24 protein-coding genes and 1 pseudogene are annotated in these 23,781 nt (G+C 72.4%); 10 read left to right on the top strand and 15 right to left on the bottom strand.

Going from position 1 to position 23,781, the window contains the following annotated elements:
* Both EXE48_RS06840 and EXE48_RS06835 read right to left on the bottom strand, forming a co-directional pair.
* On the bottom strand, nucleotides 1–938 hold a 938-nt coding region (locus EXE48_RS06840), incomplete at its 3' end, for a phospholipase D-like domain-containing protein (protein WP_394348041.1).
* 120 nt (nucleotides 939–1,058) lie between these two features.
* On the bottom strand, nucleotides 1,059–2,504 hold the full coding sequence (locus EXE48_RS06835) for a HEAT repeat domain-containing protein (RefSeq protein ID WP_137711035.1): 1,446 nt from the start codon (nucleotides 2,502–2,504) through the stop codon (nucleotides 1,059–1,061).
* A 262-nt stretch (nucleotides 2,505–2,766) separates the two neighbouring features.
* Here EXE48_RS06835 and EXE48_RS06830 point away from each other — a divergent pair, with 262 nt between their 5' ends.
* Nucleotides 2,767–4,242 (top strand): MATE family efflux transporter, encoded by a 1,476-nt coding sequence (locus tag EXE48_RS06830; RefSeq protein ID WP_053770625.1) that lies wholly within the window; start codon nucleotides 2,767–2,769, stop codon nucleotides 4,240–4,242.
* Between the two features lie 20 nt (nucleotides 4,243–4,262).
* Here the strand turns inward: EXE48_RS06830 and EXE48_RS06825 are convergent, their stop codons facing one another.
* Both EXE48_RS06825 and EXE48_RS06820 read right to left on the bottom strand, forming a co-directional pair.
* The gene (locus EXE48_RS06825) at nucleotides 4,263–4,856 is read right to left on the bottom strand and encodes a cysteine hydrolase family protein (RefSeq protein ID WP_137705389.1); all 594 of its coding nucleotides are present in this window, start codon (nucleotides 4,854–4,856) and stop codon (nucleotides 4,263–4,265) included.
* Entirely contained in the window at nucleotides 4,849–5,724 is an 876-nt protein-coding gene (locus EXE48_RS06820) for a YqcI/YcgG family protein (protein ID WP_137705388.1), read from the bottom strand. The genes EXE48_RS06825 and EXE48_RS06820 overlap by 8 nt, the downstream gene beginning before the upstream one ends.
* Nucleotides 5,725–5,829: 105 nt before the next feature.
* On the opposite strand from EXE48_RS06820, the gene EXE48_RS06815 reads away from it, so the two are divergent.
* A complete protein-coding gene (locus EXE48_RS06815) occupies nucleotides 5,830–6,261 on the top strand; it encodes a DUF1810 domain-containing protein (RefSeq protein WP_137705387.1) in 432 nt (143 codons plus the stop codon).
* Nucleotides 6,262–6,307: 46 nt separating this feature from the next.
* Here EXE48_RS06815 and EXE48_RS06810 read toward each other — a convergent pair whose 3' ends face one another.
* The gene (locus EXE48_RS06810; RefSeq protein ID WP_053770621.1) at nucleotides 6,308–7,792 is read right to left on the bottom strand and encodes a sodium:solute symporter family protein; all 1,485 of its coding nucleotides are present in this window, start codon (nucleotides 7,790–7,792) and stop codon (nucleotides 6,308–6,310) included.
* Nucleotides 7,789–8,058, bottom strand: coding sequence for a DUF3311 domain-containing protein (locus EXE48_RS06805; protein ID WP_053770620.1), 270 nt, complete (start codon nucleotides 8,056–8,058; stop codon nucleotides 7,789–7,791). The genes EXE48_RS06810 and EXE48_RS06805 overlap by 4 nt, the downstream gene beginning before the upstream one ends.
* A 179-nt stretch (nucleotides 8,059–8,237) precedes the next feature.
* On the opposite strand from EXE48_RS06805, the gene dnaG reads away from it, so the two are divergent.
* Nucleotides 8,238–9,818 carry a DNA primase DnaG gene (dnaG, locus tag EXE48_RS06800; protein WP_137711034.1) on the top strand — a complete coding sequence of 527 codons (1,581 nt, stop codon included), beginning with the start codon at nucleotides 8,238–8,240 and terminating at the stop codon, nucleotides 9,816–9,818.
* Nucleotides 9,819–9,836: 18 nt separating this feature from the next.
* Here the strand turns inward: dnaG and EXE48_RS06795 are convergent, their stop codons facing one another.
* Nucleotides 9,837–10,871: an A24 family peptidase gene (locus EXE48_RS06795; RefSeq protein ID WP_137707265.1), complete on the bottom strand. Its 1,035-nt coding sequence runs from the start codon at nucleotides 10,869–10,871 to the stop codon at nucleotides 9,837–9,839.
* Between the two features lie 202 nt (nucleotides 10,872–11,073).
* Between EXE48_RS06795 and EXE48_RS06790 the strand changes: the two are divergent.
* Nucleotides 11,074–11,587: pseudogene (locus tag EXE48_RS06790) on the top strand (HPP family protein).
* A gap of 6 nt (nucleotides 11,588–11,593) precedes the next feature.
* Here EXE48_RS06790 and EXE48_RS06785 read toward each other — a convergent pair.
* The 7 genes from EXE48_RS06785 to EXE48_RS06760 all read right to left on the bottom strand — a co-directional run bounded on the left by EXE48_RS06785 (nucleotide 11,594) and on the right by EXE48_RS06760 (nucleotide 16,927).
* Nucleotides 11,594–12,889 carry a DUF6498-containing protein gene (locus EXE48_RS06785; RefSeq protein WP_137711033.1) on the bottom strand — a complete coding sequence of 432 codons (1,296 nt, stop codon included), beginning with the start codon at nucleotides 12,887–12,889 and terminating at the stop codon, nucleotides 11,594–11,596.
* Nucleotides 12,890–13,002: 113 nt separating this feature from the next.
* Nucleotides 13,003–13,215: a hypothetical protein gene (locus EXE48_RS06780; protein ID WP_053770616.1), complete on the bottom strand. Its 213-nt coding sequence runs from the start codon at nucleotides 13,213–13,215 to the stop codon at nucleotides 13,003–13,005.
* The gene (locus EXE48_RS06775; protein WP_053770615.1) at nucleotides 13,212–14,264 is read right to left on the bottom strand and encodes a GNAT family N-acetyltransferase; all 1,053 of its coding nucleotides are present in this window, start codon (nucleotides 14,262–14,264) and stop codon (nucleotides 13,212–13,214) included. The genes EXE48_RS06780 and EXE48_RS06775 overlap by 4 nt, the downstream gene beginning before the upstream one ends.
* The gene (gatD, locus tag EXE48_RS06770) at nucleotides 14,261–15,559 is read right to left on the bottom strand and encodes a Glu-tRNA(Gln) amidotransferase subunit GatD (RefSeq protein WP_053770614.1); all 1,299 of its coding nucleotides are present in this window, start codon (nucleotides 15,557–15,559) and stop codon (nucleotides 14,261–14,263) included. The genes EXE48_RS06775 and gatD overlap by 4 nt, the downstream gene beginning before the upstream one ends.
* 130 nt (nucleotides 15,560–15,689) lie before the next feature.
* Nucleotides 15,690–15,965, bottom strand: coding sequence for a PadR family transcriptional regulator (locus EXE48_RS06765; protein WP_004597247.1), 276 nt, complete (start codon nucleotides 15,963–15,965; stop codon nucleotides 15,690–15,692).
* A 459-nt stretch (nucleotides 15,966–16,424) separates the two neighbouring features.
* The gene (locus tag EXE48_RS18730) at nucleotides 16,425–16,571 is read right to left on the bottom strand and encodes a DUF8555 family protein (RefSeq protein WP_006112955.1); all 147 of its coding nucleotides are present in this window, start codon (nucleotides 16,569–16,571) and stop codon (nucleotides 16,425–16,427) included.
* A 131-nt stretch (nucleotides 16,572–16,702) separates the two neighbouring features.
* Nucleotides 16,703–16,927: a hypothetical protein gene (locus EXE48_RS06760; RefSeq protein WP_137705382.1), complete on the bottom strand. Its 225-nt coding sequence runs from the start codon at nucleotides 16,925–16,927 to the stop codon at nucleotides 16,703–16,705.
* A gap of 104 nt (nucleotides 16,928–17,031) precedes the next feature.
* Between EXE48_RS06760 and priS the strand changes: the two genes are divergently transcribed.
* The 4 genes from priS to EXE48_RS06740 are packed head-to-tail and all read left to right on the top strand — an operon-like array spanning nucleotide 17,032 to nucleotide 21,242.
* Nucleotides 17,032–18,195 (top strand): DNA primase small subunit PriS, encoded by a 1,164-nt coding sequence (gene priS / locus EXE48_RS06755; RefSeq protein ID WP_137711032.1) that lies wholly within the window; start codon nucleotides 17,032–17,034, stop codon nucleotides 18,193–18,195.
* Between the two features lie 10 nt (nucleotides 18,196–18,205).
* Entirely contained in the window at nucleotides 18,206–19,315 is a 1,110-nt protein-coding gene (locus EXE48_RS06750; RefSeq protein ID WP_053770611.1) for a DNA replication complex subunit Gins51, read from the top strand.
* Nucleotides 19,316–19,324: 9 nt separating this feature from the next.
* Nucleotides 19,325–19,966, top strand: coding sequence for a DUF998 domain-containing protein (locus tag EXE48_RS06745; protein WP_137711031.1), 642 nt, complete (start codon nucleotides 19,325–19,327; stop codon nucleotides 19,964–19,966).
* A gap of 25 nt (nucleotides 19,967–19,991) precedes the next feature.
* Nucleotides 19,992–21,242, top strand: coding sequence for an MBL fold metallo-hydrolase (locus tag EXE48_RS06740; protein ID WP_137711030.1), 1,251 nt, complete (start codon nucleotides 19,992–19,994; stop codon nucleotides 21,240–21,242).
* A 31-nt stretch (nucleotides 21,243–21,273) separates the two neighbouring features.
* Here EXE48_RS06740 and EXE48_RS06735 read toward each other — a convergent pair whose 3' ends face one another.
* The gene (locus EXE48_RS06735) at nucleotides 21,274–21,864 is read right to left on the bottom strand and encodes a DUF7344 domain-containing protein (protein WP_137711029.1); all 591 of its coding nucleotides are present in this window, start codon (nucleotides 21,862–21,864) and stop codon (nucleotides 21,274–21,276) included.
* Nucleotides 21,865–22,329: 465 nt separating this feature from the next.
* On the opposite strand from EXE48_RS06735, the gene EXE48_RS19030 reads away from it, so the two are divergent.
* Nucleotides 22,330–23,064 (top strand): hypothetical protein, encoded by a 735-nt coding sequence (locus tag EXE48_RS19030; RefSeq protein ID WP_241991958.1) that lies wholly within the window; start codon nucleotides 22,330–22,332, stop codon nucleotides 23,062–23,064.
* Between the two features lie 21 nt (nucleotides 23,065–23,085).
* On the top strand, nucleotides 23,086–23,736 hold the full coding sequence (locus tag EXE48_RS06725; RefSeq protein WP_137711028.1) for a hypothetical protein: 651 nt from the start codon (nucleotides 23,086–23,088) through the stop codon (nucleotides 23,734–23,736).
* Nucleotides 23,737–23,781 lie beyond the last annotated feature (45 nt).

Below are 23,781 nucleotides of genomic sequence, written 5' to 3'. Positions count from 1 at the left end.
CACCCGCGGTTGCCGTGCCCGCCCGTGCCGGACGGCTTCCAGTTCTCCGTGAGGACGACGGCGCGGCCGTCGGCGACCGCGTACTTCGGGTGGTGGAACCGGAACCGCTCGACCTCGCCGTCGAGGACTCGGACCGCGACGCCGGCGGCCGTCAGCCGGTCGACCAGCGCCGCGCTCCGGGTCGAGAACCCCCCGACCGGCGACCCCTCTAACAGCACCCGGACCCGCACGCCGCGGTCGGCGGCCGCGACGAGCGCGTCGGCGACCCGCTCCGAGGTCAGCGTGTAGCCGGCCAGGAACAGCCGCTCGTCCGCGGCCCGGAGCGGCTCGACCGGCATCCCGGGACTGTCCGGGAGGACGAAGGGAGTCACGGCGGCGTCGGCGGTCGGCTCCGGGGAGCGGGAGTCGTAGCCGCGCGGGCGCCACTCCCCCCAGTCGGCGCGCCAGCGGTGCCCCTCGGGCGCGCGGTCGTACGCGACCACGGCGACCGCCGTGCCGTTCCGGCGGAGCTCGATCCGGTCGCCCGACGCGGCGAGCGGGAAGTGGTCGTCGAGCGCGCGGAGCGTCGGGTCCCCGGTGCCGCCGTCGCCGGCGACCGCGGTCTCGTCGGCGAGCAGCGGCGTCGCGTTCGCGGGGTCCGTCGAGAGGGCGACGACGCCGCTGGCGTTCGCCGGGATCTCGGCCTCGTGGTAGCCGTCCGAGAGCGACCAGTCGCCGCGCTCGGGGAGCCGGACGACGAGGTACTCGCCGCGGTTCTCCGCGGCCGCCGGGTTCGGGAACAGCTCGACGATCCGCGGCGTCGTCGAGACGAGCGTTAGGTTCGCCGCGCTCCCGTTCGAGCGTTCGGCGGCACCGCCGGAGTCGACGGCGGCGGCCGGCGAGCCGGGGCCGGCGCCGCCCGCGGCCGCGACCGGGACGAGGGCCGCGAGAGCGAGCAGCCCGAGCGCGACGGCGGCGACGCTCACAGTCGCGTCGCCTGCGCAGGGAGATAAAACGAACGCCACGCCGGGTCTCGCCCCGGCTTCCGATAAGAAGGGTCGGCCGAACGGCGGGCCGCGTCAGGCGGTCGGGGCGGGCTCGGCGCCGTCGTCGAGCGCGTCGCGCGCCTTCTCGCCCTCGGTCGAGACGACGAAGGAGCGCTCGTCGGCGTACTCGGCGACCGCTTCGAGCGCCTCGCGGGTGCCGATCTGCCGGAGCGCCCAGCCGGCGGCGGCGCGGACGTCGTCGGACGGGTGCGCCTCGAGCGCGTCGGCGAGGGGATCAACCGCGCGGGTGTCGCCGATCAGGCCCAGCGCGCGGGCGGCGTGGGGGCGGACGAGCTCGTCGGTGTCGCCGTCGGGGTCGAGCTGGTTCGCGAGAGGCTGGACGGCCTCCGGGGCGCCGATCTCGCCGAGCGCCTTGAACACCGCCTTCTGGAGCTGCGGGTTCGAGTCCTCGTCGACGTACTCGACGAGGGTGTCGGTCGCCTCCTCGGCGGCCATCTTCCCGAGGATCCGGATCGCGGGGCGGTCGCGCTTCTCGGCGCGGCCGAGGATCTCCTCGACGGACGCCTCGGTCTTTCCGCGCTTGCCCATCCGCTCGAACGCCTCCAGGCAGTGGCGCTCCATGAACTCGGACTGGAGCGAGTCGAGCGCGAGCAGGATCATGTCGACGTTGCCTCGCGCCTCGTGCTCCTTCAGCGCGGACCACTCGACCGGGAAGTCCTTGTAGTGGCCGAGCACGTCGTAGTACCCCTGCGCGCGGAGCTGCTCGTGGGTCTCGAGGTCGTCCCACTCCTCGGCGTCGTCGAGGGCGGCCTCCAACTCGTCGGTCGCCGCGAGCAACGCCGCGATGGCGTCCGCGTCGTCGTCCGCGTCGAAGCCGGCCTCGACGACCGTCGCCGCGACGGCGTCGAGCGCGGCGGTGAGCTGATCGACGGGGATCGGCTCCGCGGCGTCGGTTTCCTCGGCGTCCGCGGGCTCCGCCAGGAGCGCATCGGGGTCCTCCTCCGCCTCCTCGATCGCGTCGGGAGCGGCGTCGTCGATAGCGTCGGCAGCCTCGTCGACGAACGACGTGACGGCTGCCGCGACGGCGTCGTGGCCCGCCTCGGTCCACTCGGTGTCCGCGACCGTCCCGGACGCGGCCTCGACCGCGTCGGCGACGTCCTCGCCGTATGGGCCGCGGGCGTCGTCGACGCCGTCGCGGAGCTCCGCGACGCGGTCCTCGAGGTCGCCGCGGGGGTCGTCGGCGTCCTCGTCGTCCTCGTCCGGCTCGGGGAGGTCCGCGTCCTCGATGCCGGTCGCCGCGTCGTCTAAGAGCGCCTCGACGTCGTCGAGGTCGGCCTCCGTCTCGGCGGCCTCGAGCCGGTCGGCGATCTCGTCGAGGTACTCGTTCAGGGACTCCTCGGTCGCGTCATCGGGGAGCGTCGGGGCGGCCGTCTCCGTCGACTCGTCGGCGTCCCCGCCGTCGTCCGCGGCCTCGGCCTCCTCGGAGGCGTCGGCCGGGTCGTCGTCGCCGTTGCTCATATACCACGAACTCCGTGTGTAGTCCATTAAGAGGTTTCCCTTCGCGGGCGCCGGGCGACCGCGTGCGGGGGCGAAACGGTGCGCTCGCCGGGCCGGACGGGCGCGCCGGTCCCCGACTCGCCTCTCACCGGAACCCCACCCCGGCGCGGGGCGGTCGACCGCTCGCCGCCCCGGATCGAACCGGCGGACCGCGCCTCGATTCGAGAGTCGTGTTCACGACCAGCACACTTTTATTATCGCCTTCTAATACCGTAACGATTCGATGCTGGACGTCGACCGCGAGGCGATCACCGACGGGCCGGTCGGGCGGGTGCTGCTGGCTCTCGCCGCGCCGCTCGTCGCGCAGAACGTCGTCTACGTCGCCAACGCGCTGGTCGACACGTTCTGGCTCGGGCGGGTGGGCGAGGACGCGGTCGCCGCCGTCGGGCTCAGCCTCCCGGTCCAGTCGCTGCTCGGCGCGACGGTCGTGATCGGCGCGGTCGGCACCCAGATCCTCGTCTCGCAGCGCGCCGGCGACGGCGACGAGGCGGGCGCGCGCCGGGTCGCGGTCAACGGGGCGCTGGTCGCGCTCGCCGTCACCGCGGCGGTCGCGCTCCCGGTGGTCGCCTACGCCGACGAGGTCGCGGCGCTGCTCGGCGCCGACCCCGCGCTCGCCGGCGCGACCGCGACGTACCTCGCGATCGTGACCGCCGTCCTCCCGGTGGGCGCGGTCGGCGACACCGTCGAGAACTGCTTCACGGCGTACGGCGACACCCGCGCGGTGTTCCACGTGACCCTCGTGGGCGTCCTCGTCAACGCCGTCGCCGCGCCGGTCCTCATCTTCGGCGTCGGTCCGGCGCCGGAGCTCGGCGTGGCGGGCGCCGCACTCGGCACCGCGCTCGCGGGCGTCGCCGGCCTCCTGTGGGTCCTCGGCTACGCCGCGGGGATCGGCCGCGACACCTTCCGACTCACCCGGGACGCGTTCGCGCTCGACGCCGCGACCGTCCGCGAGGTCGTCGCCGTCGGCCTCCCGCTCGGCGGCCAACGCGGCGTGAGCGAGCTGGTCCGCGTCCTCGTCGTCGGCCTCGTCGCGGTCGCCGGCGGCGCGGCGGGCGTCGCGGCGTACACGGTCGGCGCCCGGGTCGCGACGCTCGCGGTCGTCCCGGCGCTCGGGATGCAGCAGGCCGCGCAGTCGATGATCGGACAGAACCTCGGCGCGGCCGCCCCCGAACGCGCCCGCCGGACGACCACGGTCGGCACCGGGATGGTCGTCGCGGGGTTCCTCGCGCTCGGCGCCCTACAGCTCCTGTTCGCCGGCGAGATCGCGGACCTCCTCGCGCCCGACCTCACCGCGACCGGGCGCGACCTCGCGGTCACCTACCTCCGGATCCTCGGCGCCTCCTACTGGGCGCTCGGCGGTACCTACACGCTGTTGGCCGGGTTCAACGGCGCCTCCCGCACCCGGACCTCCTTCGTCGCGGACCTGGTCAAGTACTGGGCGGTCCGGCTCCCCATCGCGGTCGCGGCCGTCCCGGTCGCGACGACGGTCGGCGCGTTCGGCGTCACCGTGACGCCCGGGCTCGGCTGGGGGGTCGAGGCCGTCTTCTGGGCGGTCGCGGCCTCGAACGTCCTCGGGTTCCTCGGGCTCAGCGCGTACTTCCTGTACACCACTCGCCGCGGCATGTTCGCGAACGCCGCCGAGCGCGCGGCCGGCGGCGAGGCCGACGCGACCGCCCCGGAGGCGGCGGACGACGACTGACGGCGGTCGGGTCGGGCGGGTCAGTCCGCGAGCAGGTCGGCGCTCTCGACGACGGTCGCGAACTCGCCGTCTAAGTGCGCGAGCGCGACGCGGTGGGAGGTCGCCGGGTCGATCCGCTCGCCGTCCGGCGCCTCGCGGGCGTGGGTCGCGGTCGCGTCGGCGACCACGGACACGTCGTAGCCGCGGTTCTCCGCCTCGCGCGTCGTGGTCGAGACGCAGTGGTCGGTGGTGAGCCCGCAGACGACGAGCGACTCGTACCCTCCCTCGCGGAGCCACGCGTCGAGCCCGGAGTCGAGGAAGGCGCCGTTGACCGACTTCTCGAACGTCGGCTCCCCGTCGACGGGGGCCGTCTCCGGCTTCCACGCGAAACCGGGGGCGTCCGGGCGCAGCGGCGAGTCCGGCTCCGTCGAGGCGTGCCGGACGTGCGCGACGGGGCGGTCGCCGTCGCGCCAGCGGTCGAGCAGCGCGGCCGCGACCGCCTCGGCGTCGGGGTTGTTCCGCTCGCCCCAGCCCGGCTCGTCGAAGCCCGTCTGGAAGTCGACGAGGAGGAGGACGGCGTCGTCGGGGACGGCCGCGTCGCGCGTCGCGTCGCCGCCCGCCGGCCGCTCAGTCATCGCCGAGCCCAGACGTGACCGCCGCGTCCCCGTCGGCTGCCGAGGCGTCGTCGTCCGCGAACCGGCGCCACGCGCCGGGTTCGAGGAGGTCCGCCGGCGCCCGCGGGTGGTCGCGGGCCGGCGAGAGCGGGCAGGCGTCCGGGCTCGCGTCGTCGTCCTCGCGGAACAGGTACTGCGTCCACTCGCGGTCGCCCTCAACGCCCCAGTCGCCGAGGTCGGCGTGGGGGCAGACGCCGTCGTAGTCGCTCATCCGGTCGCGGATCGTCTCGCGAGCCCGCTCGCCGGCCTCGGTGTCGGCGGTGATCCCCTCGAAGACGGCGCGGGGCTGGAAGGTTATCTCCAGCCCGACCGGCGAGTACCGGCTCTTCCGCTCCTCGTAGAACGGCGCCCGCGACGTGGGGAACAGCGGCTCGCCGCCGAAGCAGAACTCCCAGCGCGGGGTGTCGGGATCGGTCGGGATGTCGTCGGGCCACGGCTCCGGGTCGTGGACGTGGAGGAACTCCAGCACGTGCCAGAGCCGCTCGTGGTAGTGCGCCTCGCCGCGCTCGCCGTCCGGCGGCCTGAAGAACACCGCGAGCGGCGCGCGGTCGGCGTGGTCGGGGTACGTCTCCAGGTACTCGACGAGCACGTCGCGCAGGCGCAACAGCGCGGCGGGGTCCGTCGTCGACTCGCAGGCGGCGTACAGGAGGTCGCCCTCGCGCTCGACCTCGATCCCGAAGTAGCAGGGGAACGGCGACCCGTCGCGCTCGCCCAGCATCGACTCCCGGAACGTCCGGTAGTGTTCGCGGAGCCACGGCGGCGCGTCGTCGAGCCGACCGCGGAGCGTCGCCTGGTCCAACAGCACGCCCTCGGTTCCGGGCTCGTTCATACCCGCATTCGGGGACAGACCGGCTTTTGGCTTTCGGGGAATCCGGCGCGGCGGGAGCGCGGGGGCGAAGGATTATCAGCGATCGCGCCGACGCTCACCGGCGGTATGGCGGCGGACGACCCGCGCGACCTCGAACGCTTCCTCGACGCGCAGGACGGCGTGATAGAGGCGGCCAGGCGGGAGCTGCGGTCGGAGCGGAAGCGCGGTCACCGGATGCGGTTCGTGTTCCCGCAGGTCGAGGGGGTAGGGAGCGGCCGGACCTCGCGGCGATACGCCATCGGGTCCCGGGAGGAGGCGGCCGCGTACCTCGCGCACCCGACGCTCGGGCCGCGGCTGCGGGAGTGTACGGCGATTGGCAATGGGACCGACGGGCGGACGGCCCGCGAGGTGTCCGGGGCGCCCGACGCCCTGAACTTCCGGTCGTGGATGACGCTGTTCGACGCGGTCGCGGACGGGTCCGAAGCCTTCGGGGCCGCGCTGGACCGCTACTACGACGAGCGCGACGAGGGGACGCTCCGGTTCCTGCGAGAGGAGTGAGGTCGGCGGTCGGGAAGTCGACCGCCCGACCGGGCCGACGCCCGGCTCAGTCGCCCGCCACCGCGAACCGCGAGGCGTCGCCCTCCTCGGTCGGCGCGGTGAGCAGCGAGACGCCGACGGTGAGGACCGCCGACAGCGCCATCAGCCCGAGCGCCACGTCCCAGCCGCCAGCGACGGTGCGCGGCAGCGTCGGGACGGCGTCGACGACCGCCGACAGCACCACCGCGAGGTACGCGACCTGCGGGACCGCGACGCCGGCGAGCATGCCCGTGCGCGTCGTCCGCGGCCAGTAGAGCGCGCAGATTACGGGGAGCGCGAGCAGCGCGAACCCGGAGAACGCGGTGCCCCCGACCTCAACCAGCGTCCCGGGGCGGAACAGGCTCGCGACGAACGCGAGCGCCGCGAACCCGGCGACGCCGACGCGCGCGACCCACGCCTCGCGGCGCTCGGAGGCGTCGGCGTTCACCACGGGCCGGTACACGTCCCGGGTGAAGTACGACGACCCCGACAGGAGCATCGAGTCGGACGAGGACATCATCGCGGCCATCGCGCCGGCGATAACGAGCGCCGTGAACCACGCCGGCGTGTACTCGCCGAGCACGACCGGGAGCACGTTCGCGTTCTCGGGGACCGTGACCGGCGTCCCGGCCGCCCACGCGCCGAGCATGAACGCGGGCAGGAAGAGCAGGAGGACGAGCACGGGCCACAGCGCGAACGACCGCTTCAGCGTCGCGGCCGACTTCGCGACGAAGAAGCGCTGGTTGATCTGCGGGAACATCGTCACGCCGAACGCGATGGTGACCGCCGTCGAGATGATGAACCCGGGCGTGTACGTCCCGCCGCCGAAGCTCCCGAACTCGGGGCGAGCGGCCAGCATCCCCTCGGTCGCGGCGCCGACGCCGCCGAGCGACGAGACCAGCCACGCGGCGGCGATCCAGACGACGGAGAGCATGAACAGCCCCTGAAGCGTGTCGGTCCACGCCACGCCGCGGAGCCCGGCGACGGCGACGTAGAGGATCATGAACGCCGTGATCAGCGCCGCGCCGCCCCAGTAGGGCACCGCGCCGTTCGTGAGCCCCACGAGCGCCTCGCCGGCGCCCATCTGCTGGAGCATGACGTACGGGAACAGCCAGAGGAGGCTGACGCCGGCGACCAGCGCGCGCAGGCCGGTCGAGCCGAACCGGTCGCCGAGCATCTCGCCGAGCGTCACGTAGCCGTTGCGGGCGCCGATCAGCCACTGCTTGTAGCCGATCACGTACCACAGCACCGCGAACAGCACGCCGTCGAGGGTGCCCATCACGATCAGCCACTCCGGGCCGGCCGCGTACGCGAGGTTCGGCCCGCCGAAGAAGGTGAACGCCGACAGCAGCGTGGCGAACGTCGTGAAGAGCAGCACGAGCGTGCCGATCGACCGGTTCGCGAGGTAGTAGTCCTCCGCCGTCGACTCCGAGACGCGGTACGCGACCAGCCCGAGCGCGAGCGCGGCGACGAGGTAGCCGACGACGACGCCGAGCGAGAGCCCCAGCGTCATCGGCGATCACCGTCGACGGGCGTCGGCGCGTCGCTGCCGGCGACGTCGCGATCCGGTCGCCGCCCCATCCCGCGCTCCCACGCGCCGCTCCGGACGAACAGCGCGAACAGGGCCGTACACAGTCCGAGCCACGCCACGTGCCACCAGATCCACACCGGCAGCCCCGCGACGACTGCGTCAACGCCCCACAGGGGCCACGGCACCGCGAAGGCCACGAGGACCGCGAACGTCGGTATCCACACGAGATCGCTCCGTGAACGCGTCATGTGAGAGAATAGTGTTTCCATAGGTACAAAGAACTATCGAACAGATTCGGATAGGCTTTTCGTAGAGAAATTTTCTTCAATAGTCGGCGACGGAGGAGGAGGGTGCGATAGCTATTTTCCGCGAGGAGCGCAACCATACACGGACGGGCGCTACCGCCCGACATCACCATTCACCACTCATGAAAGACACAGAGAAATACCTGATACACGCCACCATCGCGGCCGACGGCGTCGTCGAGCGGAGCGACGTCGTCGGGGCGGTGTTCGGCCAGACGGAGGGGCTGCTCGGCGACGAGTTAGACCTCCGCGACCTCCAGGAGTCCTCGCGCGTCGGCCGGATCGACGTCTCCGTCGAGTCCGAGAACGGTCAGTCGTTCGGCGAGGTCACGGTCGCGTCGAGCCTGGACAAGGTTGAGACCGCCATCTTAGCGGCCGCGCTGGAGACGATAGACCGCATCGGTCCCTGTCACGCCTCCGTGGAGGTGACGAGCATCGAGGACGTGCGGGCGGCCAAGCGCCGCGAGGTCGTCGAGCGCGCCAAGGAGCTGATCGCCGGCGGCTTCGAGGAGACGAGCCTCGCGAGCAGCGACGTGTTAGACGAGGTGCGCGACGCCGCGCGCGTCGAGGGCATCGTCGACTACGAGGGGCTTCCGGCCGGACCGCGCGTCGGCGACTCCGACGCCGTCATCGTCGTCGAAGGGCGCGCCGACGTGCTCACGCTCCTCGACTGCGGGATCAAGAACGCCGTCGCGGTCGAGGGGACGAACGTCCCCGAGGCGGTCGCCGGCCTGACGGCCGACCGGACCGTCACCGCGTTCCTCGACGGCGACCGGGGCGGCGAGCTCATCCTCCGCGAGCTCGCGCAGGTCGGCGAGGTCGACTACGTCGCGTTCGCGCCGCCCGGCGAGTCCGTCGAGGACCTCGACCGCGACGCCGTCTTCGAGGCGCTCCGCGGGAAGGTGCCGTACGCCAGCCTCGCGGACGCCGCCGACCTCCGCGCGGCCGCCAGCGACGAGGAGGTCGCCGACGGCGACGACTCCGGGTCGGTCGCCCGCGTCGGCGACGGCGGGGCGGTGCCGGGCGACGCATCGGGCGGTGGCTCGACCGGCCCGTCGACTGAAACGACCTCGTCGCCCGAGGTCGAGTCGGAAGACGAGTCGTCAAAACCGGACGAGAGCGACGCGGCAGCTGAGACCGGTGACCTGTCCCCGGCCGACGGAGCGAGCGAGTCGGAGCCGACGTCGACCGACGACGCCGATCCCGGCTCGACACTCGACGCCGACGCGGCCTCTGCCGTCGAGCCCGACGCTGGATCGTCCGAGGAACCGGACACCGAGTTGGCCGAGGAGCCGGACGCCGAGTCGGCTGAGGAGTCAGACACCGAGTCGGCCGCGGAGCCGGAGCCCGACGAGAGTAACGACGAACGGGGCGACGCGACCGACGACGGACCCGACGAACAGCGGTCGATGGCGGTACACGTCGACGAGGTCGTCGACGGCGCGACCGGCCGCGCGCGGCTCCTCGGCGACGAGTTCGAGGTCCTCGACGAGGTCGACGCCGGCGAGGCGTTCGACGCGGTCGAGGGCGCCGAGCCCGCGCCGCACGCCGTCGTCGTCGACGGGACCGTCGACCAGCGGCTGCTCGACGTGGCGGCCCAGCGCGGCGTCGCCGACGTGGTGGGCCGCGACCTCGGCGAGTTCGTGAAGCGCCCGGTCGGAACGCGCGTCCTCGCGGCCGACGACGTTTGGGCCGGGAACTGAGGCGGGCCGGCCGGCGTTTCAGACCAGTCCGACCGCGCCCAGCAGCGCGAACAGCGCGTCGCCGTACGTCAGCGAGACGACGAGGCCGACCGCCATCGGGACGACAAACGGCATCCCGGGCGAGACCAGCACGCTGTCCTCGTGAGCGACGACGTCGAGACCGTCGCGGAGCGTCGCGGCGTCGGTGCCGTAGGCGCCGTGGTCGATGTCGTCGAGGAAGCGCTCGGCCGCCCAGGGGTCGTCGACCTCTGGGTCAGCGTCGGCCGCGTCGGCGGCGTTCGCGTCCTCGACTGCGCGTCCCCCGTCTGGGACCGCGTCGTCCACTGCGCGCCCCCCGTCGGTCCGCGGGCCGACGTGAGTCCCCCCGTCCGTCGGGTCGAACGTCTCGCCGACGGAGGCCGGGTCCCGGAGGCCGTCGGGGTCGGCGCGCAGGTCGGCGAGCGTGAGCCCGCGCCAGCGGAGGTACATCCGGAGCGCGTCCAGGTCGAGCCCGCCCCGGGTGGGCCCCTCCGGGTCCTCGAACAGGCGGCCGTGGCGGTCCGGCAGCGAGTCGGTCGCGACCGGGCGCGCGAGGAACATGCTCGAGGAGACCTCGCCGCGGACGAGGTTGAGGGCGGCGAGGCCGACCGGGTACGCGAGCCCGATCAGGACGGTGTTCGTGAGGATCGTCAGCGAGAACACGCCGAGCTGGGTGCCCACGAGCGGGAGCGTGGCGCCCCCGACCTCGTAGGCCGGGAACGTCGGGAAGACCACCGCGAGCGCGATCATCGCCTTCGCGTCGGCGCCGCCGAACGCGCCGAGGTACCAGAAGGCGTAGCCGAGCGGCGCGACGAACAGCAGGCTGATCGCGGCCCGAACGAGGAAGATCCGCCCGTCGAACCCGGCAAACGGCCACAGCGAGGCGGCCTCCCAGACCAGGAGCAGCGCGCCGAACAGGTACAGCGGCGGCCAGAGCCGGTTCGGGAGGCGCCGGGTCCGGACGTCCCGGATCGCCGCCCACGCGAAGACGGGGACGACGAGCAGTCGGAGGAGGTCCGGCAGCGTCGCGACCATGTCACCACGGGCGAGACGGGGCCAATTAGGCGTTCGGGTTCGGCTATCGCGAGCGATAGCGCCCCGCGGTCCGCCGGGCGTCTCGTCCCGGTCCGGCGAGGCCCCGTCCCCCGATCCGCGGGGCGTCCCGCCCCGCGATCCGCCGGCCCTTCGTGAGTCGCCCGCCGACCGGAGCGCGAGGCGCCACCGCCTCGGGACGAGCCTGTACGCCGGCCTCCTGTTCACCGTGCCCGGCCTCGTCGCGCGGGCGACCGGCCGGCCGTTCGTCTTCCCGAGCCTCGGCCCGTCCGCGTTCGTCCTCGCGTTCGACCGCCGGAGCGTGCGGGAGCGGGCCGTCCGCGTGGTCGGCGGTCACCTGATCGGCGGCGATCGCCGGGCCGGCGGCGCGGACGGCGATCGCCGACGGCGCCGCGCTGACGGCGACGCCGCCCGCCCTCTCGCCCGAGGGGGTTCGCCTGACGGCGAGCGCGGTCGCCTCGCTCGTGGCGACCGGCTGGGCGATGATCGCGACCGGGACGGTCCACCCGCCGGCGTGCGCGACGACGCTCATCGTCTCGCTCGGCCTCCTCTCGACGCCGACGGAGGTGGCGATCACCGTCGCGAGCGTGACGGTCCTCGTCGCCTTCCACGCCGGCGTCATCCTGGCCTTCAAGCGCCTCGTCGGGGACACGCACCCGCTGTACGGCCGGGACGAGGCGACCGACGCGGACGGCTGACACGAGTCAGTCGCCGGACCGCTCCGATTCGTCCGGGCGGTCCGGCCGCCGGTCGAAGACGGCGAGTATCGGCTCGGGGTCGGCGAGGCCCGGGATCCGGTACTCGTCGTCGCGGAGCTCGATCGCGACGGTCTCGGTCCCGAGCCGCCGGTCGAGCCCGCTCCGCTCCACCCGGAGGTCCGTCTCGTCCCACGGTTCGACGCGCCAGAGCGCGGTGCCGAGCAGCCGGTCGCGGGCGACGAGCGCGTCGTCGCCGGCGCGGTACTCGACGAGCCCGTGCCGGAGTTCGTGGTCAATTGCGGCGAGGCCGAGCGGGAGGGCGACGGCGACCGCGAGGAGCGTGACGGCCGTTCCCCACTTTCCGCCGATCGCGAACAGCGCGGCGCCGAGCGCGGGGAGGGCGGCGAGGTACCACAGCCCAGGGTGGCCGAGCGGCGTCGTCAGCGCCCCCGCTAGCCGCGCGCGGGCGGGCTGGCGGACCGTCTCGACCGGCTCCGCGAGCGAGCCGTCGACGGGCTCCGCCGCGGGCGGGTCGTACGAGAGGCCGAGATCGAGCGCCTGCGACTCGTCGAAGGCCGCCAGCCGGTCGCCGTACAGGCTCGCGAGGTCGAAGGCGAACTTCACCGCGACGATCCCGAGCAGGAGGGGGAGTCCGATCGCGGAGGGGTCGAGCGCCGAGATCGGCGCATCGCCTTCGAGCGTCGCCACGCCGACGACGGTGACGGTGAACAGCGCACCGAAGAATATCGCCGCGCCGCGGGCGAACACACCGGTTATCGCCGTCTGGGCGCTGTGGTCGCGGTACTCGCCGCGGCCGAAGTACTCGACGAGCGTCGTCGCCCCCTCGCCGACGAAGAGCGCGAGCGTCGCGAGCGCGACCGTATCGACGACGGTCGAGACCGTCCCCTGCTCGACGACGACCCCGACCGTGAGCGTGCCGACGACCCCCCAGACGACCGCGAGGATCGGGGCGGCGACCGGGAGGACGAGCAGCGACGAGACCCGGACCTCGACGCCGGTCCGCGGGACCGACAGCCCGCCGCGGCGTTGCGCGAGCGGGCCGACGATCAGCCCGTCGCGCTCGATCTCGGACGGCCGGCCGGCGAACAGCGCGCGGACGAGCGCCCAGCCGGAGGCGATCCCGAGTTCGAACCAGTACAGCGTCATCAGCGCGGCCGCGTTCCAGCCGAGCGCGACGACGCCGACGAGCGGGAGCAGGGTGGCGACGGCGACCGAGAACGCGCGCGGTCGGCGGCCGCGACCGAGCGCGCGCAGGCGGTCGGGCAAGCGGGAGGAGGGCATCCGTCGGTCGTTCCGCGTCGTCGCACATAAGCGGTCTGGAGCGGGCCACCACAGGAACCGGGCGAGAGAACCGGCGCGGGCCGCCGCGGGGCCCGACCGACGGCGGCGTCCCCTTACCGCGCCGGGCCGGCCTCCCGGTGGAGGTAGAGGTACGCGAGCACCGGGACGATGGTGAAGACGAGCGTCGAGAGCGCCCAGAGGGGCGCGTAGCGGCTCCCGCGGGCCTTCGCGTCGCGGTAGATCCAGACCGCCGCGGCGACGACGACGCCGTAGATCACGAGCGTCAGCGGGAGCGACCACGGGAGGGCGATACCGAGGGGGATCATGGCTCACCGGTGAGGTCCGCGCACATCACGAAGTCGGGTTCGGTCGCGACCGACACGCGGTTCGCGGCGACGTCGCTCACGTGGTCGACCGTCTCGGGGATCAGCACGCGGGCGCCGTCGGCGTCGGCCGCCGCGGCGTCGGCGGCGACGGCGTCGAACAGCGTCCCCGCCGCGTCGGCGTCGCGCCACGCGGCGACGCCGTACGTCGCCGTCCGGGTCGTCTCGCCGTCGACCTCGCGCTCCGTCACGCGCGTCCGGACCGCGACGCCGGCGACCGCGTCCGCGTCGCCGACCGCGAGGAGGCGGTCCTCGGCGGTCGCGGCCGCGAGCCGCCCGCGGGTGAGCTGCGAGCAGGCCCACGACTCGTCGGGGTCGAGCGCGAGCCCGCGCAGGTGGTCGCGCGCGTCGCTGTCGCTCCAGAACGCCCACGCCGCGTTCGGGTCCGGGTCAGCGAGGGGGCCGACGCCGGCGTCGGCCGCACCGTCGAGCGCGGTCGCGTCCGGATCCGGCTCGGCGAACCGGAACTCCGTCTCGGGCTCGAAGCCGACGGCGCGCGACTGGCCGAGGCCCATGGCGTTCCACGAGAACACCATGTTGCGGCAGACGGCCGCGCCGCGCTCGCGGGCCCAGTCGAGGGCGGCCTCCGAGAGCGCCGTGCCGACGCCGTGGCCGCGGGCCGCGGGGTCGACGCGGATCCCCTGTCCCCACGCCTCCCACTCCGACAGCGAGACGGCCTGGATACAGCCGACGACCGCCTCGGGGTCGCCGGCGTCGGCGGCGCCGGTCCCGTCGCCCTCGACGCGCGTGTCGCCCGCTTCCCGGCCGTCGAGGTCGGCGGAAGCCGCGGCCTCCGGCGGGAGGGTCGCGACGAAGGTGCCGCGGTCGGGGTCGTCGTCGGCGGCCCAGTCGGGGAACACCCGCGGGATGTAGTCCTCGTGGCGCTCGCCCCACGTGTCCCGCGTGAAGGCCGCGACCGCGTCGGCGTCGGCGGGGCGCGCCTCGCGGACGGCGACCGCCGGGCCGCCGGCGGCGGACCCGCGACCGCTCATCGCCAGGGCCGCGACTCCTCGGTCAGCTCGCCGGCGAGGTCGCGGCCCATCGCCTCGGCGGGGTCGGAGCGGTTCGCCAGCGCCCACATGAGCTTCACCTTCGCGGTGCCGGGGAGGGTGTCGCCGGCCTCGACGACGCCCGCGTCGAGCAGGTCGCGGCCGGTGTCGTACACGCGGTCGCATACCCGGCCGGCCAGGCACTGGCTCGTCATGGCGACGACGGCGCCGCCCTCGACCAGCTCCTCGATCCGCGGGATGAGGTCGGTGTGGACGTGGCCGAGCCCGGTGCCCTCGATGACGACGCCGTCCTTCCCGTCGAGGTAGTCCCACGCCGCCGGGTCCATCCCGGGCGTGAACTTGACGAGTTCGACGTCGCCGTCGAGGCCGGACTCGACGCCGACGGTCCCCTCGTCGTCGCCCCGCGGGAGCGGCTCGCGGTTCCACTCGACGGCGGCGTCGGCCGCGTCGCCGTCGGCGCCCGCCTCGGCGGCCGCCTCGTAGTCGATGACGCCGAGGGGCGCGGCGCCGACCGTCTCGAAGGCGTCCCGACGGGAGGTGTGGTTCTTGCGGACGCGCGTGCCGCGGTGGAGCGCGCAGGCGTCGTCGGAGGGAGCGGCGTGCATACAGACGAGCGTCTCGGCGTGGTCGGCCTTCGCGGCCTCGACGGCGCAGACCGCGTTCATCACGTTGTCGGAGGAGGGGCGGTCCGCGGAGCGCTGGCTCCCCGTGAACACGACCGGCACGGGCGAGTCGAGCATGAAGGAGAGCGCGGACGCGGAGTACTGCATCGTGTCGGTGCCGTGCATCACCACGACGCCGTCGGCGCCCGCCTCGACCTCCTCGGCGACCGCCGCGGCGAGGTCGCGCCAGATGGACGGCTCCATGTTCTCCGAGAGGATGTTCGCGACGACCCGGCCGCGGTAGTTCGCGCGGCCGGCCAGCTCGGGGACCGCGCGGAGCACGTCCTCCGCGTCGAACTGGGCCGTGACGGCGCCGGTCCGGTAGTCGACGGTGGAGGCGATGGTCCCGCCGGTGGAGATGAGCGAGACGGTGGGCAGGTCGTCGTCGAAGGTGATCTCCGAGGTGGCGTCCCCGTCGCCGTCGGTCTCGGCCGCGGGGTCGACCTCGCGGACCCCGGACTCCACCACCTCGACGTCGGCCGCCTCGCGGTCGATGCCGACGTTGTAGCCGCCGTCGAGCTTGACGACGAGGTGGTCGCGCGTCGTGGAGGGGAGCAGTACGCCCTCGTTGGTGACGCCCCCGCGCTCGACGCGGACGCGATCTCCCGGTTGCATACGCCCCGGTTCCGCCGGGGCGGACTTGAATCCAACCGTTCGCGGCGCGGAGCGGTAGGGCGACGGGAAACAGGAGAGAAGACGGAGGCCGGCGGCTATCGGCCGATCGCGGGAGCGGCGGGCGGCGGGGTCAGTGCTCGATGTACTCGGCTTCCCAGTCGGTCCGGGCCTCGATTTCGCGTCGTCCGCGGCGAGTCAGCGTGTAGTAGTTCGTGCGGCGGTCGCGCTGGCCCTTCTCGACGAGCCCCTTCTCGACGAGCGTGTCGAGGTTCGGGTAGAGGCGGCCGTGGTGGATCTCCTTCTCGTAGTACTCTTCGAGCTCCTCTTTGATGGCCAGCCCGTGCGGCTCGTCGAGCCCCGCGATCACGTAGAGCAGGTCTCGCTGAAAACCTGTGAGGTCGTACATACAACTGCCTCTACATACCTGTCGAAAATAAATAAATATACCGTTATATCAGTCCACGTACGACCGGCGAGCGGGCCCTGCGTCCCCGGAACACCGGACTCCGTTCTGTCAACTCCGCAACCGTCGCGTGAGTCCGGACCGCGTGTTCACCGGCGGCAGTCGTTTCGGTTGGGTGATACGTGTCGTCGACCGGGGCGAAAGGCGCACTCGGAGGCGAGTGACGGAACTGCGCTGCGGTCCGGCGGCGACGCTCGGTCCGAACGTGGTACCGCGCGCTCCGCTCGGGCGCGACGCGAGACGGACCGACCGCTAGGCGGTCGAGCGTCGGAAGAAGGCACGCCCGACGCGGAAAAAAGCCGCGTCGGGCCTGCCGATTGGTCCCCGCTGACGCTTCGGCCCTCCAGACGAAGCGTCACCAAATCGTACAGCGTAGAGAGTCATAAACGTGTCGTACGTCGCTCACATATGTTCCTCTTCTAACACCCAGCCGAGCGCGCGCTTGTAGTGCGCGAACAGTTCCTCGACGCCGCGGTGGTTCATCTCCTCGTCGTCCAACTGCTCGCGGAGGAACTCGTACTGCTCTCTGACTTCCTCTTCGGAGCGCATGCGAGACGGATAGGGAGCGGTCCCGGATAGTGTTGTGGCCGACGGTGGCCGTTTCGGGGTCGGCGGCGGAGGGCGGTCGGCGTCCGACGCGCGGCGCTCGGGAGACGGGGACCGCGCGGCTGGGACGCCGATCAGCGGTACCACGCGACCAAGACGCCGCCCACCATCGACACGCCGACGGCGGTCAGGAGTCCGCCGAGGCGCACCGACCCGTCGAGCGTCGTCACTCCGAGGAGCATCGACACGCCGATCATCGTCGCCAGGGCGCCGGCGATCAGGAACAGGGCGCCCCACACGACGTCGGGGACCAGTTCCGCTACCGCGCCGAAGAACACGTCGAATATCTCGTCGAGCATGGGGACCGGGCGTGTGCGGTGACGGCGCTCCCGAAGAAAACGCTGTCGCCGGTCGCCCGCGAACGGTAACGTTGATACGTCGACCGCGGGTACGAGAGGAGACGATGGACGACCGGACCCGCGAGTACCTCCGGGGGCGGTTCGGCGACTACTACCGGTCGGTGTCGCTGTCGCTCCCGCCCGACGCGAACCTCCGCGAGTGGGGCCACATCCCGTGGACCCCCGGGTCCGGGACGACGATGGTCCGGCACCGGTCGCTGTTCGACCTCGGCGACGTGGACACGTTCTTCGCGGACAACGCCCCCCGGCACGCCTACTTCTCGGCCGCGCGCTACGACGACCCCGGCGCGGCGACGATGGGACAGAAGGGGTGGCGGAACGCCGACCTCGTCTTCGACCTGGACGCCGACCACCTCCCCGGCGTCGACCCGGAGACCACCTCGTACCCGGAGATGCTGGCGACGTGTAAGGACGCGCTCCTTCGGTTGTTGGACTTCATCGACGACGACTTCGCGTTCGAGGACGTGACCGTCGTCTTCTCGGGCGGGCGCGGCTACCACGTCCACGTCCGCGACGAGGGCGTGAGGGAGTTAGACAGCGCCGCGCGCCGCGAGATCGTCGACTACGTGCGGGCCATCGACCTGGACACCGACGGCCTGATCCGGACCGTCTCCGACCGGGGGACGACGAAGCGCGTCCTCCGCACCGAGGGCGGGTGGGGCGCGCGCGTCCACGACGCCTTGGTCGAGTACGCCGACGACCTCCGGGAGATGGACGACGGGTCCGCGCGCGAGCGGCTGACGGAGCTCGACGGGATCGGCGAGGGGCGCGCGGAGACGATCCTCGGCGCGTTCGACCGGAACCCGACGGCGGTGCGCGAGGGCAACGTGGAGGCCGGCGGGCCCGGGGTGCGCCGGCTCGTCTCGGCGCTCGCCGCGCGCGTCGCCGCGGAGGACGCCGCGCCGATCGACGAGCCGGTGACCACCGACACGCGGCGGCTCATCCGGCTGCCGGGGACGCTCCACGGCGGCTCCGCCCTGGTCGTCACGCCGCTGCACCGGGACGAGATCGCCGACTTCGACCCGCTCCGGGACGCCGTCCCGGAGCGGTTCGTCGGCCGCGAGATCCGGATCGAGACGGACGCGGATCGGACGGTAGAATTAAACGGCGAGCGCGTCAGAGTTGAATCCGGTAGAAACACCGTGCCCGAGTTCGCGGGGGCGTTCCTGATGGCCCGCGGCGAGGCGCGGAAAGCCCCCGAACGATGACCGACGAGCAATGAACCTCGACGAACTCCGGTCCGCGCAGGCGAAGGAGCGCCGGAAGGACAGCCTCCAGCACCTGCGGGACTCGTTTTACGACGACGTGGGCGCGTACGTCGCAGACCTCCGCGCCGCGCGCGACCGCCGCGCCGAGCAGGTCGAGAACCCGTTCGCGGACGACGACGTCCGCCGGCTCTCCGACGAGGTCGAGACCGCCGAGGAGGTCGCGGAGGCCCTCTACGAGCGCCGGGTCGGGAAGGTCGTCAAGCTCGCCTCCTTCGCCGCGGCGGACATGTCCGTCGACGAGGAGGGGATGACGACCGAGGAGCGCCGGCTGTTCGACGACCTCGTCGAGCGCATCACCGCGAACAAGTCGGAGGTCCTCGACGTGCTCACGGGCGAGTCGCCGGTCCAGGAGGGGTCGCCGATCCGAGACGAGTCCTCGACCGCGGACGGAGCGTCGGCCGCCCGCGACGCCGGGGGATCGCGCGACACGACGCCGACCGACGCGACGCCGAACGCCCCGGCGGCCGAAGCCGAGACGCCGCCCGCCGGGACGGAGCCGGACCCGACGGGCGCCGGCGACGCGAGCCCCGAGAGCGGTTCCGCCGCCGCGGACGCGCTCGCCGGGGCGATGGGCGGAGGCGAGACCGAGTCGACCGCCGACGCCCCGGCCGGGCCGACCGAGGGCGACGCGGACCCCGCCGCCCCGGAGCCGACCGGCGACGCCGGGACCGCGGGGGACGGCGAGCCGACGCCGGTGCCGCCCGAGCCGGCGCCCCCGGGCGCGGTCGGGGTCGACGACGATCCGGACGGGACCTCCACGGGCGACGCCGACGAGGAGCCGACCGCCGGCGCGACGACGGACGGCGGCGCGGTGCCCGAGGGGACGGCGACCGACTCGCCGCCCGCTGATACGGAACCGGCCGCGGGTTCGGAGCCGACCGCAGATCCGGAGCCGGCCGGCGGAACGGAGCGAGCGACCGTCCGGATCACCCGCGACGTCGGGGCCATCTTCGGCGTCGACGAGCGGGAGTACGAGCTCGCGAGCGAGGACGTGGTCTCCCTCCCGGTGGAGAACGCCGACCCGCTGGTCCAGCGCGACGCCGCCGAGCGCATCGACTGACCGCGGCCGATGGCCGCCTCCGCGACCGACGGCCGGGGCGGCGCCGGCCCCAAACCTGATTCCCCGCCAGCCGGACGTGTCGCGGCCGCGTGCGGCGCGGTCGCGACGCTCTCCGCGCTCTGCGGCATCGCGCTCGCCGTGCTGCTCGACCCGACCTTCTCGTGGACGACCGACGCGCTCTCCGACCTGGGGGTCCGCGACGGGAGCGCCGCCGCGTTCAACTGGGGGCTGATCGCCGGCGGGGCGGCCGGGGTCTGCTACGCGGCGGGCCTCGGACGGGCCGGGCGCCCAGTCCTGGCGCCCCTCCTCGCGCTGGCGATGGTCGCGATGGCCGGCGTCGGCGTCTTCGACGTCACAGAGCCGCTCCACGCTCCGGCCGCGATCGGGTTCTACGGACTCGTCACCGCGGCGTTCGCCGTCGACGGCTGGTTCAGGCGACGGGAGCCGACCGGCCGCGTCGCGCTCGCGTTCGCGCCGGTCCACGTCGCCGTCTGGGCGACGTTCGCCGCCGGGTGGTGGCCCGTGACCGGCCTCGCGCTCCCCGAGCTTCCGGGGGCGCTCATGTTCGCCGCGTGGGTGTGGGCGGTCGGGCCGGCACCGGTGGTCGAGGCGATCCGGTCCCCGCCCGGCGGCCCGACCGACGGACACTAACGCCGCGGGCGGCTACGGCCCGTCGATGGAGTTGGAGTTCCTCGGCGGCGCCCGCGAGGTCGGCCGCAGCGCCCTCCTCGTCGACGACGCGCTGCTGCTGGACTACGGGCTGATGACGGCGGACCCGCCGCGGTACCCGGTCCGAGACCCCGAGCCCGAGGCCGTCGTCGTCTCGCACGGGCACCTCGACCACGTCGGCGCGGTGCCCGCGCTGCTGAAGGGCGACCGCCGACCGCCGGTCCACTGGACGCCGCCGACGGGCGACCTCGCCCGGACCCTCGCCGAGGACACGCTGAAGCTCCACGGCAACAGCCCGCTGTGTCCGTTCGGCGCCGAGCACGTCGCCCGGCTGGGCGAGGTGGAGCGCCGGCACGGCTACGGGGAGCCGTTCCCGGTCGCGGGCGGGATCGACGGCGGCGGATACGAGGTGACGCTGTTCTCCGCGGGCCACATCCCCGGCTCCGCGCACGTCCTCGTGGACGACGGCGACACGCGGCTGCTGTACACCGGCGACTTCCACACGCACGACCAGCGGCTGGTCGCGGGGACGACCGCGCGCCCGGACGCCGACGTCGTCGTCTGCGAGTCGACCTACGCCGACGTGACCCACGAGGACCGCGCCGCGGTAGAGTCGGCGTGGGCCGAAAGCGTGGAGCGGACAATCTGGGAGGGCGGGACGGTCGTCGCGCCCGCGTTCGCCATCGGCCGGACGCAGGAGCTGCTCCTCGTCGCGGCCGCGAACGACCTCACGCCGTACGTCGACGGGATGGGCGTCGAGGTGACGGAGACGCTCCGGCGGTACCCGTCGTTCCTGCGCGACGCGGAGGCGTTCGGCGAGGCGGTCGGCCGGGCCCGCGTCGTCACGGGCCGCGACGGGCAGCGGAAGCGGATCGCGGCCGAGAACGCGCTGGTCGTCACCACCTCGGGGATGCTCGCCGGGGGGCCGGTCCAGACGTACCTCCCCGAGATCCGGACGAACCCGACGAACCTCGTCACGCTCACGGGGTACCAGGTTGAGGGCACGCCCGGCCGCGAGCTCAAAGACCGCGGGCAGTTGGAGCTGAACGGGCGGGTGCAGCCGGTGAGCGCGCGGGTGGAGTCGTACGACTTCTCCGCGCACGCCGACCGCGCGGGGCTGGAGTCGTTCCTGGCGTCGTATCGCGGGGCGCGCGTGCTGGTGACCCACGGCGACCGCTGCGAGGCGTTCGCGGCGGACCTGCGCGCGGACGGGTTCGAGGCGAGCGCGCCCGAGATCGGCGAGCGGATCGAGCTGTAGCCGCGTCGAACGGAGGATACCGCGTCCCGGTTTATTTTCTCCGCCCACGCAGTTCGGGCGGCTCTTCGAGGTTGCCCAACCGAGCGCGCTCCCCGTAGTGGTAGTGGAGCAGCGCGGAGACGGTGAAGGCGGTGACGACGAACACGGCGGCGGTGGTTCCGTCGATCGCGGCGAGGCCCGGAACGCCGATAGAGACACCGACGAGGACGAGCCCCGCCAAGACGGCGAGCCCGAAGTAGTAGAGGCTCCAGGGTATCTCGCGCCCGCGTAACACCTCGATGTACACGTCGAGGTCGTCGAGCGTCGGGGTCGGCTCGACGAGGTTCGCCTCCTCGTCGACGCGGACCACGTTCTTCTCCTCCAGCTTCGGCAGGTGGATACGCCGCAGCGTGCTGTACACGTTCCGGCGGTCCTCGTACTTGACCGCGTCCGGGTCGACGCCGCGCTCCCACGCGGTGACGTGCGTGGAGAGCTCGGACACGTCGACCGGCTCCTCCGCGCGCTTGAGCGCGTGGATGACGAACCGCCGGCGGCGGTTAGAGAGCATCTCGAAGACGTCGTCTTCGGAGAGGTCGTCGATCTCCGAGCGCGATTCGGCCGTCGGTGCGGTGGTGGAGCCCATGCGATTGTTCCCTCCTCGTCGGATTCGTCTCGGTTCGGAACGCCCCGTTTCGAGCGATACTGCTCAATCAGGCCATATAAACCAGTTAGATAGTTAATCTGTTACTCTCTGTTGGGTGAGAGGAGGTAACATATCTCGTTGTCTATACAGGGGAGTCCTGACCCGCGGTTGGGTCTGTATACCGTCGGAACAGCCGTTTCCGCTCGGGTTTCAGGCGGGCCCCGATGGTCGGCGCAATCGGTCGATTCGAGTCGAAGACGTGCTGCCGAAGCGTTCAGGACTGTCCCGTCGGTGGCAACGAGGCGAGCGTGTGGGGCGACGATCGGAAACTATGGATCCAACGGGATCCCCCGGTGGGTCCAACGGGGATCTCATAACGAAGTACCACCCGTCGTATGTGTTTTCCAAGCACTCCCGGCCCGGACGGCGGGTCGCGGGAGTGCGTGAACACAGGTGAGATACGACATGGACCGACGCAAATTCGTGGTTGGAGTGGGCGCATTGGCTTCGGGAGCAGCGGCTGCGATGGGGACGGGCGCGTTTACGGCCGCGGAACTCAGCGGTCGTGAAGCGAACATCAGTGTCGTGAACGACACGAACGGTCTGATCGGACTTCAGGCAGGCGACAGTGAGCTCGTTTCCAACGGTGGGGGCAGCAATGGCAACGAGCTCGCTATCGACTTCAATCCAGACAGCGGTGACGGTACGGGCGTTAACCCGAACTCGAAGTACCAAGTCGGCGGGTTAGGAGGGATCGATAACCTCGACGAGGTCCCCGGGAACCCGACGCTGCCGACGACGATCGAAGACGTAGCGATCGACACGAACAGTGACATCGAAGGCAACCACGCGTTCAGCCTGCTCAACCAGTCCGGATCTGATCAGGCGATAGAGGTGACTTTCGAGGCCAATAGCAGTTTCCCGTCGGACGCTGAGGTGTACATGGTCTCGAAGTACGAGGAGGGGAGCGGTGACTCGGAGCAGACGAGCGCCCTCGTCGCGACGGCGACTCCTAACGCGCGGGAAGCAAGTATCATCTACTCCGACGAGACCCAGTACTCGACGGACGTCGATTCGGGGACCGACGTCAAGGTCAGCATCCTCGTCGTCGTTGGCGATGCCGCCACTGGTGCCGACCTCGGTGGGACACTCACCGTCCGCGCGGGAAGCCACGACGACTTCAACACCGCCGATCAGTAACTCCACAACGGAGATTCAAGCATGAACCGACGCGAGATCGTCGTCGGACTGGGGGCGCTGGTCGGTACGGGAGCGTTCGCTTCCGGAACCGGCGCGTTCAGCGCCGCAGAAGTCTCCCGGCAGGCGAAGATCGAAGTCGTCGACGACAGTGACGGGTTGATCGGATTGGTCGCCAACGAAGCGATCGCCGGAGTTCGGATGACGGACGACGGCGAGCTGACGATTTCGATCGGTGACGGGGACCCCGGAGTGAACGTCAGTTCGGTCTACCAGTTCGGAGCGTTCGTCTCAGACGACGACGTCGGCGGTATCACGGGGGACACGTTCGCGGTGGTCACGGACGGCGACCCGCCGGATATGAGCGGCGGTCAAGACTCGCTCGAATCGGCGTTAGCTATCGTGAACCAGTCAGCGCAAGACCTCTCAGTCACCCTCGACTTCGAGTTAAACGCTGACATCAGTGGCGATACCGAGTACGCGTTCGAGTTGCAGTCTTCCCGAGGCGGCAGCGGTACACGGGAGGGACTGGCGACGAGCCCGATAACGGGCACCCTCACCGCCCAGTTGGATACCGGCGAATCGATCGGCCTCTCGTTTATCATCAACGCGTTAGAGGCCACGACGGCGGACGAGATATCGGGGAGCCTGAGCGTCTCCGCCAGCGCCGTCTAGCCGATTTTTATTTTTTGTGCGGCTTTAGTGGGGATGGTCGGGTAG

This window comes from Halorubrum sp. ASP1 (assembly GCF_005435135.1).
GTDB classification, from domain to species: Archaea; Halobacteriota; Halobacteria; order Halobacteriales; family Haloferacaceae; genus Halorubrum; species Halorubrum tropicale.
This window is presented reverse-complemented; position numbering and strand designations above follow the sequence as displayed.